13 protein-coding genes are annotated in these 13,829 nt (G+C 67.9%); 3 read left to right on the top strand and 10 right to left on the bottom strand.

All coding sequences use genetic code 11. The features are described from left to right. The first annotated feature begins 1 nt into the window (after position 1). The gene (locus DPM12_RS12390; protein ID WP_112258633.1) at positions 2-1,231 is read left to right on the top strand and encodes a LeuA family protein; all 1,230 of its coding nucleotides are present in this window, start codon (positions 2-4) and stop codon (positions 1,229-1,231) included. A 24-nt stretch (positions 1,232-1,255) separates the two neighbouring features. On the opposite strand, the gene DPM12_RS12385 is transcribed toward DPM12_RS12390, so the two are convergent. From DPM12_RS12385 to DPM12_RS12345, 9 genes are all read right to left on the bottom strand, one after another. Continuing rightward, positions 1,256-2,593 carry a molybdopterin-binding protein gene (locus DPM12_RS12385; RefSeq protein WP_112258632.1) on the bottom strand — a complete coding sequence of 446 codons (1,338 nt, stop codon included), beginning with the start codon at positions 2,591-2,593 and terminating at the stop codon, positions 1,256-1,258. 54 nt (positions 2,594-2,647) lie between these two features. Beyond that, a complete protein-coding gene (locus tag DPM12_RS12380; RefSeq protein ID WP_112258631.1) occupies positions 2,648-3,781 on the bottom strand; it encodes a Gfo/Idh/MocA family protein in 1,134 nt (377 codons plus the stop codon). 27 nt (positions 3,782-3,808) lie between these two features. After that, complete coding sequence (locus DPM12_RS12375) at positions 3,809-5,038, bottom strand: alpha/beta hydrolase family protein (protein ID WP_112258630.1); 1,230 nt, start codon at positions 5,036-5,038, stop codon at positions 3,809-3,811. A gap of 63 nt (positions 5,039-5,101) precedes the next feature. Then, positions 5,102-6,064, bottom strand: coding sequence for a C-terminal binding protein (locus DPM12_RS12370; protein ID WP_158542875.1), 963 nt, complete (start codon positions 6,062-6,064; stop codon positions 5,102-5,104). A gap of 70 nt (positions 6,065-6,134) precedes the next feature. After that, positions 6,135-7,244, bottom strand: coding sequence for an Ldh family oxidoreductase (locus DPM12_RS12365; RefSeq protein ID WP_112258628.1), 1,110 nt, complete (start codon positions 7,242-7,244; stop codon positions 6,135-6,137). Beyond that, positions 7,241-7,966, bottom strand: coding sequence for a GntR family transcriptional regulator (locus DPM12_RS12360; protein ID WP_112258627.1), 726 nt, complete (start codon positions 7,964-7,966; stop codon positions 7,241-7,243). Before DPM12_RS12360 ends, DPM12_RS12365 begins: the two co-directional genes overlap by 4 nt. A 300-nt stretch (positions 7,967-8,266) precedes the next feature. Beyond that, positions 8,267-8,980 (bottom strand): GntR family transcriptional regulator, encoded by a 714-nt coding sequence (locus DPM12_RS12355; RefSeq protein ID WP_158542874.1) that lies wholly within the window; start codon positions 8,978-8,980, stop codon positions 8,267-8,269. 235 nt (positions 8,981-9,215) lie between these two features. After that, entirely contained in the window at positions 9,216-10,190 is a 975-nt protein-coding gene (locus tag DPM12_RS12350) for a tripartite tricarboxylate transporter substrate binding protein (protein ID WP_158542873.1), read from the bottom strand. Positions 10,191-10,512: 322 nt separating this feature from the next. After that, positions 10,513-12,156, bottom strand: a complete 1,644-nt coding sequence (locus DPM12_RS12345) for a glycoside hydrolase family 13 protein (RefSeq protein WP_112258624.1) — start codon at positions 12,154-12,156, stop codon at positions 10,513-10,515. A gap of 115 nt (positions 12,157-12,271) precedes the next feature. Between DPM12_RS12345 and DPM12_RS12340 the strand changes: the two genes are divergently transcribed. Then, positions 12,272-12,790, top strand: coding sequence for a mycothiol transferase (locus DPM12_RS12340; protein ID WP_112258623.1), 519 nt, complete (start codon positions 12,272-12,274; stop codon positions 12,788-12,790). A gap of 62 nt (positions 12,791-12,852) precedes the next feature. Here the strand turns inward: DPM12_RS12340 and DPM12_RS12335 are convergent, their stop codons facing one another. Further along, complete coding sequence (locus tag DPM12_RS12335; protein WP_112258688.1) at positions 12,853-13,242, bottom strand: globin; 390 nt, start codon at positions 13,240-13,242, stop codon at positions 12,853-12,855. A 115-nt stretch (positions 13,243-13,357) separates the two neighbouring features. Here DPM12_RS12335 and DPM12_RS12330 point away from each other — a divergent pair, with 115 nt between their 5' ends. After that, the gene (locus DPM12_RS12330) at positions 13,358-13,783 is read left to right on the top strand and encodes an OsmC family protein (RefSeq protein WP_112258622.1); all 426 of its coding nucleotides are present in this window, start codon (positions 13,358-13,360) and stop codon (positions 13,781-13,783) included. The last annotated feature ends 46 nt before the right edge of the window (positions 13,784-13,829 follow it).

Genomic DNA, 13,829 nt, shown 5'->3' with positions numbered 1-13,829 from the left:
GATGGCGAGCGAACAGACGCCGTGGAAGACCGATCGGTGGTTCACCAGCCCGTGGAACCACGACGACGAGGTGACGGCAGAGTACGCGTTCCCGGACGAGATCAAGATCCACGACGTGACGTTGCGCGACGGCGAGCAGCAGTCGGCCGTCATGTTCAACGCCGACGAGAAGATCCGCATCGCCGAATCGCTCGCCGACGCCGGAGTGCACCGCATCGAGGCGGGCCTGCCCGCCGTGTCGCCGGAGGACGAGAAGGCGGTGCGCGCTATCGCGCGGCGTGACCTGCCCTCCGAGATCTACGCGTTCTCCCGCTGCATGCTCGATGATGCCAAGCTGGCGGTGGACTGTGGCGTGGACGGCGTGGTCATGGAGATCCCGTCCAGCCGGCACCTGATCGAGCTCGGCTATCGGTGGAGCGTCGAGCGAGCGGTGGAGCTGTCGGTCGAGGCCACCCGCTACGCGCACGAGCAGGGATTGAAGGTGGCGTTCTTCCCCATCGACGCCACCCGGGCCGCGCTCGACGACTACCTCGACCTCATGGAGCAGGTCGCCACCCACGGCCACATGGACACGTTCGTGCTGGTGGACACCTTTGGCGTGCTCACCCCGCACGCGGTGCGGCGGTTCGCGGACGTGACGCGCGAGCGGCTCCAGGTTCCGCTGGAGACACACTTTCACATGGACTACAGCCTGGGTGTGGCCAACAGCCTGATCGCCGCCGCGGCCGGCGCCAGCGTGCTCCAGACGACGATCGCCGGTCTGGGGGAGCGTGCCGGTAACACCCCGATGGAAGAGACGGTGCTGGCGCTGCTCACCCTGTACAACCGGGATATCGGGATCGAGACGGAGAAGCTGGCCGAGATCGCCGCGATGGTCGGCGAGATGTCCGGAGTCCAGCAGCCGAGCAACCGTCCCGTCACCGGGGACCGCCTGTTCGAGATCGAATCGGGCATCATCACCACCTGGTACCGCAACGTGCGCGACCACGACGTGACGGAGACCGTGCCGTTCCTCCCGTCGCTGGTCGGCAAGGACGGCCCGGCGGTGGTCTACGGCAAGGGCAGCGGGATCGACTCGGTGGCCGAAGCCCTGGATCAGCTGGGCCTGGAAGCCACGACCGACCAGGGCCTGGAGATCCTCTCGAAGATGAAAGAAGCTGCGATCGCCAAGCACGGGTTGCTCGAACTCGACGAGATCGAGCCGATCGCCCGTCGCGTCCTGGGAGAGTGACGGCTCGCTGCGGGCCCGTGTCCGTCAGCCGCTGCGTCGGCGCAGCTGAGACAGCTCGCGGCGTAGCGCGTCGAGCGCGAGACCGGTGGAGCGTGCCCGCACGGTGTCCGGATCGCCTCCCGGGATGAACTGGTGTCCGGTGCGCACGGTCCGGTCGGGTAGGACGATCGCCCACCGCACGGTGGACACGTCCGTGTCGACGTCGACACCGAGAGCGACGTCCGCGCCGAGCCGGTCCTGGGCCTGGCGAGCCATCTGTTCCACCACCCCGGGGCTGGCGACGCCGCTGGCGAGCTGGTCGTCGCCGAGGCCGAAGAGGCCGGCGAGCATCGGCGGCGTGTGCGCGATGATGCCGCCACGGAGGAGCTCGCCGGCGCCGGGAGGAGTGCCGCGAGGAGTGCCGCCTTCGGGGTCGCGGATAGCCGCCAGCGCACCGGACACCGTGGCGCAGATCCGTCCGGCGGTGAATCCTTCGGCCGTGCCGATGGTGGTGCCGTGGCGGTGGAGCATCCGGGCGACGTCGTGCTCGACCCGGTCGTCGGTACTCGCGACCATGTCTCCGAGACGTTCGGCGGCCTCGTCCGCATAGGCGGAGGCGCGCTGGCGGGCCGCGTCGGGAGACGCCGCGCTGGCGGTGAACCGCACCAGCACGTCGTCGTCGGTGGCCAGAAAGCTCAGCTCGACGCCGTGCTCGGGATGGCCGGGATCGAGGCGGGCGGTGGCCAGCCGGGCGGACACGTCCCGGAGCGCCTCCCCGACGGCGGATTCGCCCATCCCGGTCACGTGCAGGGTGCGCGTGACCCGGCTCGCGCCGCCGGAGCGCCGTATCAGCTCCGGGAGCACGACCCGCTCGGCGAGTTCGCGATATTCCCACGGGACGCCGGGCAGGACGTGCAGCCGTCGGTGACCCTCGCCGGCGGCGAGATCCAGCGAGAAGCCGGCCGCCGTCCCGCGTGGCTCGTGGACGGTGGCGCCTGCCGGAATGTCGGCCTGGTGCAGCGCATCCGTGGGGACGGGACGTTCGAGACGCGCATAGGTTTGGTGCAGGTGGCGCACGAGCCCGTCATCCCGGTGCAGGGCCACGCCCGCGATGTCGGCGACGGCGTCGCGCGTGAGGTCGTCTGCGGTGGGCCCGAGCCCGCCCGCGGCCACGATGACGTCGCAGCGGCCGGCAAGCCAGCCCAGAGCGCCGATGATCTGGTCGTGGTCGTCACCGACGACCACGGTTGCCGACGGCGCGGCCCCGGCCTCGACCGCCCGCCGGGCCAGCCAGGCCGCGTTGGTGTCCACGACATCGCCGCCGAGCAGCTCGGAACCGATGGAACAGATGCCGACCCGCACGGCCGGGCGGGTGCCGTTCATCCGCGTCCCCCTCGCTGGTCGATTCCGCCGGTCGGCTCGGGGCGGCCGGGTGCGTCAGTCGCCGAGCACGGTGGTGGGATCCGGCGGGAGCCGCACCGGCTGGCCGGTGCGTGCGGACCGGTCCATCGCCATGGTGATCAGCAGGTTCCGGTGACCGTCGGCGGCGGTGGCGTGATGCGTGTGCCGTCCGGTCAGTAACCGATTGAACCAGCTCATCGTCTCCTCGCGCATCGGCCCCCAGAATCCCTCGTCGGTGTCGTCGCCGAACGGCCGGCTGCCGAGGAAATCGACATAGCGCGGAAGCGGCGCGTCATAACCCTTGGGAGCGTATCCGGCGCTGCGATCCTGCGGTTCCTCGGAAGCGAGGACCAGGTCACGATGGGTGTCCTCGATATCCAGAACGCCGGACGTTCCCACCACTCCGATCTCCAGGCCGTAGACCGCTCCCGGCCACGTGGCCGGCAGCGCCCAGCTGATGCTCAGATTCCACAGGGAACCATCGGCGAGCGTGAAGATGGCCAGCGTGTTGTCCTTGGTGCCGTACTGTCCGAGAACGGTGTCGCCCGCCTTCGCGTAGACCTCCACCGGCTCCTTGCCCTCCAACCCTTCGAGGAGCCACAGGCAGGCATCGAGGCTGTGCGTCCCGGAAACCACCATCGGCGTCAGCGTCTCCCGCTGCTCGGTGCGGGCGAGGGTGGCCAACGGGACCATCCGGTTCATGAACGCCCGGGTGACCACCGTCGTGACGTCGCCGATCACGCCGTCGCGAATCCGCTGGCGGGACGTGATGAACCGGCGCCGGAATCGCTGCGTGTAGCCCACGACGGCGTCGATGCCGGCGTCCTCGATGGCCCGCAGCACCCTGCCCGACTCGACCGGATCCGTGGCCAGCGGCTTCTCGATGAACAACGGGTGTCCGCGTTCCACGCTGGCGAGGATCGGTTCGACGTGCCAGTTCTCGTCCGTCGCGACCACGACGGCGCTCACCTCGGGACGGCGCACCAGCTCCCGGAAGTCGCCGGTGGCGACGTCCGCCCCGGTGTCGGCCGCGAGCCGGTCCCGCAGGTCCTCGTCGATGTCACACATGCCCAGCCAGCCAACGGCCGGGTGCTCGCGGGCCAGCTCGGCGCGGACCCTGCCGACCGTTCCGCAGCCGACGACGGCCAGCCCGATCCCGTCGTTCGCCATGCTCGCCTCCCGTTCCTCGAACCGGTGTCACTCGTACCAGTGCCGCTTGGCGGGCGCGTCCGGATCGTGCGGGCTCGGGCCGTTGGGTTCGAGGTAGAGCACCTCGCCGGGGCGGTCCAGCGGCTTGCCGGAGAGCCGGTCGCCGAGCCAGTCCATGCCGGTGGGGTGGATGTCCAGGTTCCACATCGGCGTGGCGTTCGCCGGCGTGCGCACGTTGGTCATGTGATGTTGATCGGCGAACACCCACATCTGGGCGGGCGCCTGGATCCGGTCGAACAGCGCGAGCGCCTCGTCCAGCGGGCTCCGCGGATCGTATTCGCCCAGGGTGAGCAGCGTGGGGCAGCTGATCCGGGGAAGGATCTCTTCGAGCCCCATCCGGGCGATGAACTCGTCCAGCTCGTCCTCGTCCGCGGCCCGCGTCAGGTACGAGAACAGCTGCTTGTACCGCGGCGATTCCTCTTCGAACAGGTAGTACTTGTCGCAGATGCTGGCCCAGGGGAAGGACGCCGCGCCGATCCGCTGGTCGGTGGCGGCGAACCGGGCACCCCACCAGGAGCCGAAGCTCATCGCGTAGAGGCCGACGCGCGTGGCGTCGATGTCCGGGCGGTCGAGCAGGTGGCTCAAGGCCGTGCTGGCGGCATCCTCGTACCCGTCGATGGTGAGGGGGATGTCCCGGAGGTTGCACTCGCCCTGGCCGGGGCCGTCGAAGACGAACAGGTGCATGCCGCGCTGCGCGGCCCAGTTGTACAGCGGGTGGGGTACCAGCTCCTTGGTCATGTCACAGCCGGGGATGAAGAAGACCAAGGGCGCCGGCCCGTCGACTGGAGCCAGATGCAGGTACCCGGAGACGGTGCTGCCCCTCCAGGGAACGTGAACGTGCTCGATGGGAGCGGGGGCCAGCCGGCGGACCTCGTCGTAGCAGCGGATGGCCGAGCCGTGCAGGTACCGTTTCTCGGCATTGGTGACGAGGATCGGATGCTGCGCCTGGGCGTACTTCACGGCGGCGTCGAAATAGTGCTCGAGCGCGGTGAGGTGGTGGCCGGCCGCGGCCTCCGCGGCACCGAGACGTTCCGCTCGTTGCGCGCCCCGGCCAACGTGTTTGCTGATCATGTCATGCATGCGCACCGACGGTGGCAAGCCGCCGCGCCCGGGTGGCTGGAAGTGGTAGACGCGGCCGGTGTCGCGGATCGCGCGGTCGAATTCCCACTGCTGGCCGTCGCGGCGGAGCCGGATCCGTCGGGCGGGTTCGTCGGACATGTGCTGCACCTCTTCGTCCTGGGGCGGCGCGCGATGCGCTGCCGTCGCTGTACGAGCGTGTCGTCAGTTCACCTGATAGTCCAGGGGCTGTCCGGTCAGTCCCTGGATGACCTGCGATGTCGCCTTGCGCTGCGCTTCACGCAGTGCCGACTCGGAGTAGAACGCGGTGTGCGGGGTGACGTGCAGGCCGGGCGTCGCCGCGAGACCTGCCGGGTCTGCGGGCGGCTCCGGGTCGACGACATCCAGTGCGGCGCCGCGGAGGGATCCGGCCAGGAGGGCACCGATCAACGCGTCGGTGTCCACCAACGGGCCCCGCGAGGTGTTCACCAGGACGGCGTGCGACGGAAGCTTGCTGAGCTGGTCGGCTCCGATCAGCCCACGTGTTTGCGGGGTGAGCGGGCAGTGCAGCGACATCGCGTCGACCGATTCGAGGAGAGCGTCCAGCTCGTCGACGAACCGGATGTGTGCCGGAGCGCAAGCCCGCGCTTCCGTGGACACGTAAGGGTCGAAGACGACGCAGGTGATGTCCAGGGCTTCCAGCGAGCGGGCCAGGCGCTGCGCGATCCGGCCGAACCCGACCAGGCCCACGTGCAGCTCGGACAGCCGGGCGAGCGGCCGGACATGGTCGATGGTCCATGCCCCGGTGCGCACGGTCTCCAGCCCTTCCGGAATCCGGCGCAGCAGCATCAGCAGCAACGCGAGGGTGTGGGCGGCCACTTCCTCCACCGAGTAGTCCGGGACGTTCGTGACCGGGATGCCGGCGGCGCGGGCGGCATCCCGGTCGATGTTGTCCACCCCGATGCCGTAACGCGCGATGATCTTGCAAGAGCGCAGCTGCGCGATGAAGCCGGCGTCCACGGGCAGATAGGTGTTCAGCAGGGCATCCGCGTCCCGGGCCAGCTCGAGGACCTTCTCGCGGTCGCCATGCGCGACGACCAGCTCGGCGTCGATCTCGTGCAACAACTCGCGTTCGAGGTCGACCGTGGGAAAGACCTGATCGGTCACGACCACGCGGTATGTGCTCATGCCCACTCCTTCGGACGGCGCCTGGCAGCTGAACATCAAGCATTATACATAATATAGAGTGGCGTCTGCGTCACCGGAACGGGTGCCGGGCGAGATCGAGCTCGTCCGCCAGCCGGGCGAGCCGCTCGGCGGTCTGGCCGGCGAGCTCGATGCCACGCTCGTGAGCCCGCGCGCGGCGTGCCGGAATCTGATCGCCAGGCACGCGTACGTGCGAGTGCCCTGGCAGTGGCGCCGATTCGCGGATCTGCCGGACGTGGTGGTCCATCTCGGCCTGGAAATCGTCGAGCGGGCGGAACAGGTCGGGACGGATCATCACGATCGTCTGCCCGGTGTTCGCCGGCGTGTGCTGATCCCGGGTGAAGTCCACGACGTCGCGGCCGAAGGCGGCACCGTTGAGCACGCCGGCCAGCATCCCAATGATCATGCTCAGGCCAGACCCCTTGTGCTCACCGATAGGAACGAGGAAACCCTCGGCGCTGCGCGTGGGATCGGTGATCGGCTCGCCCTGCGCGTCCACCAGCCACCCTTCCGGGATGCGTTCGCCCCGTTCCGCCGCCACCTTGATCCGTCCGTAGGAGACGACTGTGGTGGCCATGTCCACGACGACGGGGGGCTCGGCGCCGGCGGGGATGGCCACCGCCAGTGGATTGGTGCTTAGCAACGGCTCGACGCCGCCCCAGGGAGGTAGGTGGTTGGCGCTGCCGACCGCGAGGTACAGGCCGATGAGGTCATGGTCGAGCGCCATGGCGGCGTACACGCCGGCGGCCCCCGCATGGTTCGATCTCCGGACGCCGACCCAGGCCAGGCCGGTCTGGTTGGCTTTGGCCACGGCGATCTGGGCAGCGCGGGTCACGATCACGTGCCCCAGCCCGTTTCCGCCGTCGACGAGCGCGCTGCTGTGCGTCTCGTGGGTGACGCGAAGATCCGCGTCGATGGTGTATCCGCCTGCGGCGAGCCGGTCGGCATACGCCGGCAGCCGGAAGATGCCGTGGCCAGCCATCCCGCGAATGTCGGCTTCGAGCATGCGGTGGGCAGTGATCCGTGCGTCGGCCGGGGGTACGTCATAGCGGCCCAGCACGGTCTCGATGAACGACCGGAGCTCGTCCACCGGATAGCGGGAGGTGATCCTGCCACGCTCTCCAGGGGCGGGATGCGATGGTTGGGATGCCGTGCCGGTCACGCGTCCCTGCCTTCCGTTGGCTCGCCCTCCTGTCCGCCACCGCGACGACCCTCCGGAGCCGTCGCTGTCAGCTGATCATGTGCGAATTGCAGCGCCTCGACCGTATGCGCGAGATGATCCACGGTGATCGCCGCGGCACGCTCCCCGTCTCGGGATCGCAGCGCGTCCATCAGGGCCGCGTGCTCGCGATTCGCCTGGCTGCGGAGTTCGACCGTGTTCTGCAGGACCAGGCCGACGTACGGAGCGGCGCCATCTTGCAGGTTGTGCAGGATGGAGCACAGGCGCGGCATGGCAAGGCCGGCCACGAGTATCCCGTGGAACTCGCGATTCAGATCTGCCCACAACCCGTTGTCCGTCTCCCCGTCCATGTGGCGACGGACGTCGTCGGCGCGTTCCCAGACCTTCTCGTCCAGCGTTCCGGCTGCCTTGCGCATGGCTTCGGGTTCGAGTAGCTGACGCAAGGAGTAGATCTCGCGAACCTCGCCGAGTTCGAGCTGGTGCACGGTGGCGCCCCGATGGGCGTCGAGGTCCACCAGCCCCTCGGTTGCGAGATCTCGCAACGCTTCCCGCACGGGAGTGGTGCTCACGCCGAGCTCGCTGGCGATCTCCGACTGGACGAGCCGGGTGCCACCGGCGAGCGTTCCGCGCAGGACGGCGCGGCGCAGCGTGTCACGTACGAATTCGTGCGCCGTGCGCCGCTCGGTGAGGGAAGCGTCGTACACCGGTGCTCCACCGTCTTTCCGGGATCTGTCGGAGTCTCACTCTTCATACGATTGATTCGATTATACATAGTATAGAAAGATGTCTGCTCGCGATGCGTGGCAGTCGGAGCGGTGCGTGGCAGCACGGGGAACGGCGCGGTTGCGGATGTGACCTCTCGCAGGGCGCGATGGCGTCGATCCCTGGCCGGGGAGGCTAAAGCCGCTGGTACATCGAATGGATCGGGAGCTGGTCAGGCACGCTGACCGGTTACGATGCGCTGCCGAACGCCATGAGCGGCGCAGCAGGGATGCGCGCGATCTCTAATGCGAACTGTCCGCTGTGAACCGGTGGCGCGATTCGTCGATGGCGCGCAGTGTGAGATCCACGTGCGTGCGCGTCAGATCCGCACAGCGGTCCGCTTCTCCGCTGGCCAGGGCTTCGAGTATCTGGCCATGTTGCTCGTTGGCGAGTTCGAACTGATCGTCCCCGCGGTGGCGAAGTGCCAGCGCGACGTACGGCGCGGCGCTGTCGCGTAGCCCGCGCAGCAGGTTGCGCAACCGCTGCGAGGGGATCGCCTCGACGAGTTGAGCGTGGAACGCGCGATTGAGTTCTGCCCAGCGGGCCGAATCCGTCTCCTGCTGCATCTGTTCGGCCAGCGATCGTGCCCGCTGCACCAGATCGTCATCGGCGATCTCTACGACCTGGCGCATGGCCTCGGGCTCGACGAGCCGGCACAGCTCCACGATCTCGCGTAGGTCGTCGAACGTCAGCTTGTTCACGATCGCGCCGCGATGTGCGTCGAGGCGCACCAAACCTTCGGTCGCGAGGTCACGGAGGGCCTCGCGCACCGGCGTGGTGCTCACGCCCAGCTCGTGTGCGATGTCGGCCTGAACCAGCCGAGTTCCGCCTTCGAGATCTCCCCGGAGAATTCCTTCACGCAGCGTTTCCCGAACGAATTCGTGAGCTGTCCTTCGGGGATTGCCGACAAACGAACCCAGGCTCAGGCTTTCCGCTGCGGCGCTCTTGTTTTCCACATCATCCCCGCGACTTTGGCGTCGTGCCAATTCCACCGTCTCGACCACGTCTTCACTACCCACCACTCGATCACTGACGAGTCCATCATGCAGTGTACATGATGGACTCCGCATACTGGCGACCGCGCGAGCGAAGGGCCAGCGTGTTCGCGAACGGCTCGGGCGTCGAGCGATGGTGGCAGTGTGGACGGGCCGCGAGGCCGGCGGTGCGAGACGCGCGGCCCGTCCGTCACCGTCACTGCATGGCTTCGAGTGCTGCCTCGGTCGCGTCGTATTGCTCCTGGAAGTACTCGCGTGCCTCGTCGACGTCCTGCTCCAGGACGGTGAATCCGGTCTCCTCGTACGCTGCCTGGACGTCGTCGGTGGCCATCGCCTCCTGGAGTCCGGCATTCCAGGCCTCGACGATCTCGCTGGGGGTATCCGGCGGCAGGATGAATCCCCAGGATGTCACCAGGTTCACGCCGGGGTAGCCGGCCTCTTCGAAGGTCGGCACGTCCGGGAACTCGTCGCTGGGCGCGGACAGCGCCAGGGGTGTGAGCTGATCGCCGTCCAGCAGGGAGAAGCCCGAGTAGGCCGCATCGATATGACCACCGGCGACTTGCGGGATGATGTCGCCCACGCCGCCGCTGACCGGGACGAACGAGAGGTCGATGCCGATCGCCTGGTTGATCTCGCTGACCAGGAGCTCGCCGTTGGAGCCGACACCGGAGATGGTCACATTGCCGGGGTTGGCCTCGGCCTCGCTGACGAAGTCCTCGATCGTCTCGAACCTGCTGTCGTGCCCGACGGCGATGATGTTGGGTGAGTACTCCGTCCAGCCGATGTACTCGAAGTCTTCCGCGGCGAAACCGACGTCGTCACCCGCGGTGAGCGAAAGGTTGATGATGTTGGGTGCCACGACGTTGGCGATCGTGCAGCCGTCCGGCTCGGCCCCGGCCAGGGCGTTCCAGCCCACGGAGCCGTCGCCGCCGGTCTGATAGTTGATGTTGAATTGCGTATCCAGCGCGTCCTCGAGCGCTTGTTGTAGTCGACGAACCTGCTGATCCGAACCGCCACCAGGCGAGTACGGCACGATGACTTCGACGGCCGGGCAGTCGATTCCGGTCTCGCCGTCGCCGTCGGCGGATTGTGCCTCGTTCCCCGAGTTGCATCCGGCGAGAAGCAACGCCGGAAACGCGACGAGGGTCGTGCTCAGTGTGCGGACTCCCATGTCCTGGACCTCCTCCGTGGGTCGCCGTGGCCGATGTGTCGACCCGGCTCCCAAGCACGTTGTGGCGCTGTGGGGTTCTCCGTCATGTCGTCGGCAGCTCCCTGACATTTCATACAGTATATAGAGTGCAGTGTATGAGGCGTCCTGCATCATGTACAGACTTACGTCCGCGGTTGGGGCGACGGTCGTGAATCGCGATCGCTATTCCGGGCGATCAGACACCGCGCACGTCGCAGTGGATCTCGACCGGAGCGGGTTCTGGGATCCGATGGTGGACGCCCGTACGCAGCTACAGGTGACCAGTGTCAGTCAGGTCGAACGATCAGGTGGCGAGCCAGACAGTGGTGTCGCCGGGCAGCCTGCCGTCGGAGGTCAACGGCGCGCTGGCGAGCAGCACGTCCTGGTGCTCCGGCAGCGCCACTGGCTCGGCGCCGAAGTTCACCACGCACTCGAAGCGCGGCTCGCGTACGAACGCGAGTACGTCATCGCCGAGGCCGTCGAGCCAGGTCATGGTCTCCGTGGCAAGTGCTGGATGCTCGCGCCGGATCCGGAGCGCCGCGCGGTAGAGCTCCAGCATCGATTGCGGGTCGCCGGACTGGGCCTGCACGGACATCTGGCCCCAGCCCTCCGGCTGCGGCAGCCACGAGCCGTCGGGACCGAAACCGTATGACGGGCCGTCGACCCTCCAGGGCAGCGGTACGCGGCAGCCGTCGCGGCCCCGCTTGGTGTACCCGGACCGCTCCCACACCGGATCCTGGATCGCTTCGTCGGGAACGGTCACCTCGGGAAGGCCCAGCTCTTGTCCCTGATAGATGTAGGCGCCGCCGGGGAGGGAGAGCATGAGCAGGGCGGCCGCGCGAGCCCGACGCCGCCCCAGCTCCTCGTCGACCCTCTCGTCCGTCTTGCGCAGATGTCCCGCAGCGGCATCGGTCTCCGTGCGGCCGTAGCGGCTGACGATGCGCTCGACGTCGTGGTTCTCCAGGACCCAGGTGGCGGGAGCACCCACATTGCGCAGGACGGACGTGGACCGCTCGATCGCCTGGCGCTGCCCCTGCGCAGTCCACGGGGCTTTGAGGTAGTCGAAGTTGAACGCGCTGTGCAGCTCGTCGTCGCGGACGTAGCGGGCGAGCCGTTCCGGCGGCTCGACCCAGGCTTCGGCGACGAACAGCCGTGGCGGGTCGTAGGAGTCGGCCAGCTCGCGCCAGCCGCGGTAGATATCGTGGACACCCTCACGGTCGAAGAACGGATGATCGGCGATCGTCGGCGAGTCGAGCAGTCCGGACTCGTCGTACGGGAGGTCGGGCGCGGTCATGTCCTTGACCATCCCGTGCGCGACGTCGATGCGGAAGCCGTCCACGCCGAGGTCGAACCAGAACCGCAGCACGTCGAGGAACTCCGCCCGCACCTCGGGGTTGTCCCAATCGAAGTCGGGCTGGGTGACGTCGAAGATGTGAAAGTACCACTGGCCGGGCGAACCGTCGGGTTCGGTGATGCGTTCCCAGGCCGATCCGCCGAACACGCTGAGCCAGTTGTTGGGCGGCTGGGAGCCGTCGGGCCCGAGGCCGTCGCGGAAGATGTACCGCTCACGTTCGGGCGATCCCGGCTGCGCGGCCAACGCTGCCTGAAACCACTCGTGCTCGGAGGAGCTGTGATTGGGCACGATATCGAGGATGATCTTCAGGCCCATACCGTGCGCCTCGTCGAGCAGCGCCTTGGCCTGGGTGAGATCGCCGAACCGCGGATCGATGTTGCGGTAGTCGGCGACGTCGTAGCCGCCGTCGTTGAGCGGTGACGGGTACCACGGATTGATCCAGATGGCATCGACACCGAGATCGCTCAAGTAGGGCAGGGCCTGGCGCAGGCCGGCGATATCGCCCTCGCCGTCACCGTTGCCGTCGGCGAACGAGCGGATATAGACCTGATAGATGGTGGCGGCGCGCCACCAGTCCTTACGAACATCCGTCACGACGAGCTAGCCTACGATGCTCTCGGAGCCCGTTCGCGAGAGCCACCCCCTGTGTTGTCGCTCACATGCGCAGTCGTGCTCGCCACTGCATCGCGAACGAACATACGGTGGCCAGATGCACAGTGCGGATCTACTCATTGACGCGTTCGGCCGGGTACAGGAGACGGTGCACGGTGCCGTGTCCGGACTGTCCGACGACGAGCTGGCAGAGCGCTTGGACCCGCAGGCCAACTCCATCGCCTGGCTGGTGTGGCACCTGACCCGGGTCCAGGATGATCACGTCTCGGACGTCGCGGGCGAGGAGCAAGCCTGGACGGCCGAGGGGTGGGTGCAGCGGTTCGGGTTACCGTTCGATCCCGCCGTCACCGGTTTCGGTCACGGAAGCGACGACGTGGCGGCGGTCCGGGCGAGCGCGGACCTGCTCACCGGGTACTACGACGCGGTGCATGCCCGGACGCTTCGATATCTCGGGGGTGTTACCGACGCGGATCTCGATCGCATCGTCGACGAGTCGTGGACACCTGCCGTGTCTCTCGGTGTGCGGCTGGTGAGCGTCGCCGACGAGGACGCCCAGCATGCGGGGCAGGCGGCGTTCATCCGGGGCATTCTCCTCCGGCGGCGCACATCCGGGTGACCGGCTCTGGTTGTTGACCGGCCCCGGTTGCCGGGCCGTCGTCGGCGTCGTCGGCGGGCGTCCTACTCCTCGAACGTGTTGACCATCGAGTAGGCGGCGCGTTCGAGGTATTCCCACAGGGTGTCGCGATACTCCGGGGGCAGATCCAGCTCGTCGAGGGCGACCTTCATGTGATGCAGCCAGCGGTCCCGGGCTGCGGGATTCACCTTGAACGGGGCGTGCCGCATCCGCAGGCGGGGATGTCCGCGTTGCTCGGAGTACGTCGTCGGCCCGCCCCAATACTGTTCGAGGAAGAGCCGCAGGCGTTCCTCCGCGCCGCTGAGGTCTTCCTCCGGATACAGGGCCCGCAGCTCGGGGTCCTGCGCCACGCCTTCGTAGAAGCGATGCACGAGGCGGGCGAACGTCTCGTGCCCGCCAACAGCATCGTAGAAATTGTCCACTCGTGCACTCACGTTCCCATTCTCCCATCCGGGATCGAGCGGGGAGCCTGCCGTCGCAGCGGCAGCCTCCACGCGGCAAGATGGGAAGCGTCTCGCACGCACGCATACCCGAGTGGGAGGAACATTTATGGCTACGACCCGCACCGCGACGACCCGCTGGGAGGGCAACCTCACCGAGGGCGCCGGCAAGGTCACGCTTGAGTCGTCCGGTCTCGGCACGTACGACGTGTCCTGGCCGGCACGTTCGGAGGAGCCGAACGGAAAGACGTCGCCGGAGGAGCTGATCGCTGCCGCGCACGCGTCGTGCTTCTCGATGGCGTTCTCCAACGGTCTCAACAAGGCCGGGACGCCACCGACCTCGTTGGACACCCGGGCCGATGTCACGTTCCAGCCCGGTGAAGGCATCACCGGCATCGTGATCACCGTCCGTGGCGTCGTCCCGGGCATCTCGAACGACGACTTCGTGGCCGCAGCCGAGGCCGCCAAGGATGGCTGCCCGGTCAGCCAGGCGCTGGCCGGCACCACGATCACGCTCGACGCCGCGCTCGCCTGACGCCGCCCTAACCCCGCTGATCATGAACACTAATCGAATACATAGG

It is taken from the genome of Phytoactinopolyspora halophila (assembly GCF_003287285.1).
Classification (GTDB): Bacteria; Actinomycetota; Actinomycetes; order Jiangellales; family Jiangellaceae; genus Phytoactinopolyspora_A; species Phytoactinopolyspora_A halophila.
This window is presented reverse-complemented; position numbering and strand designations above follow the sequence as displayed.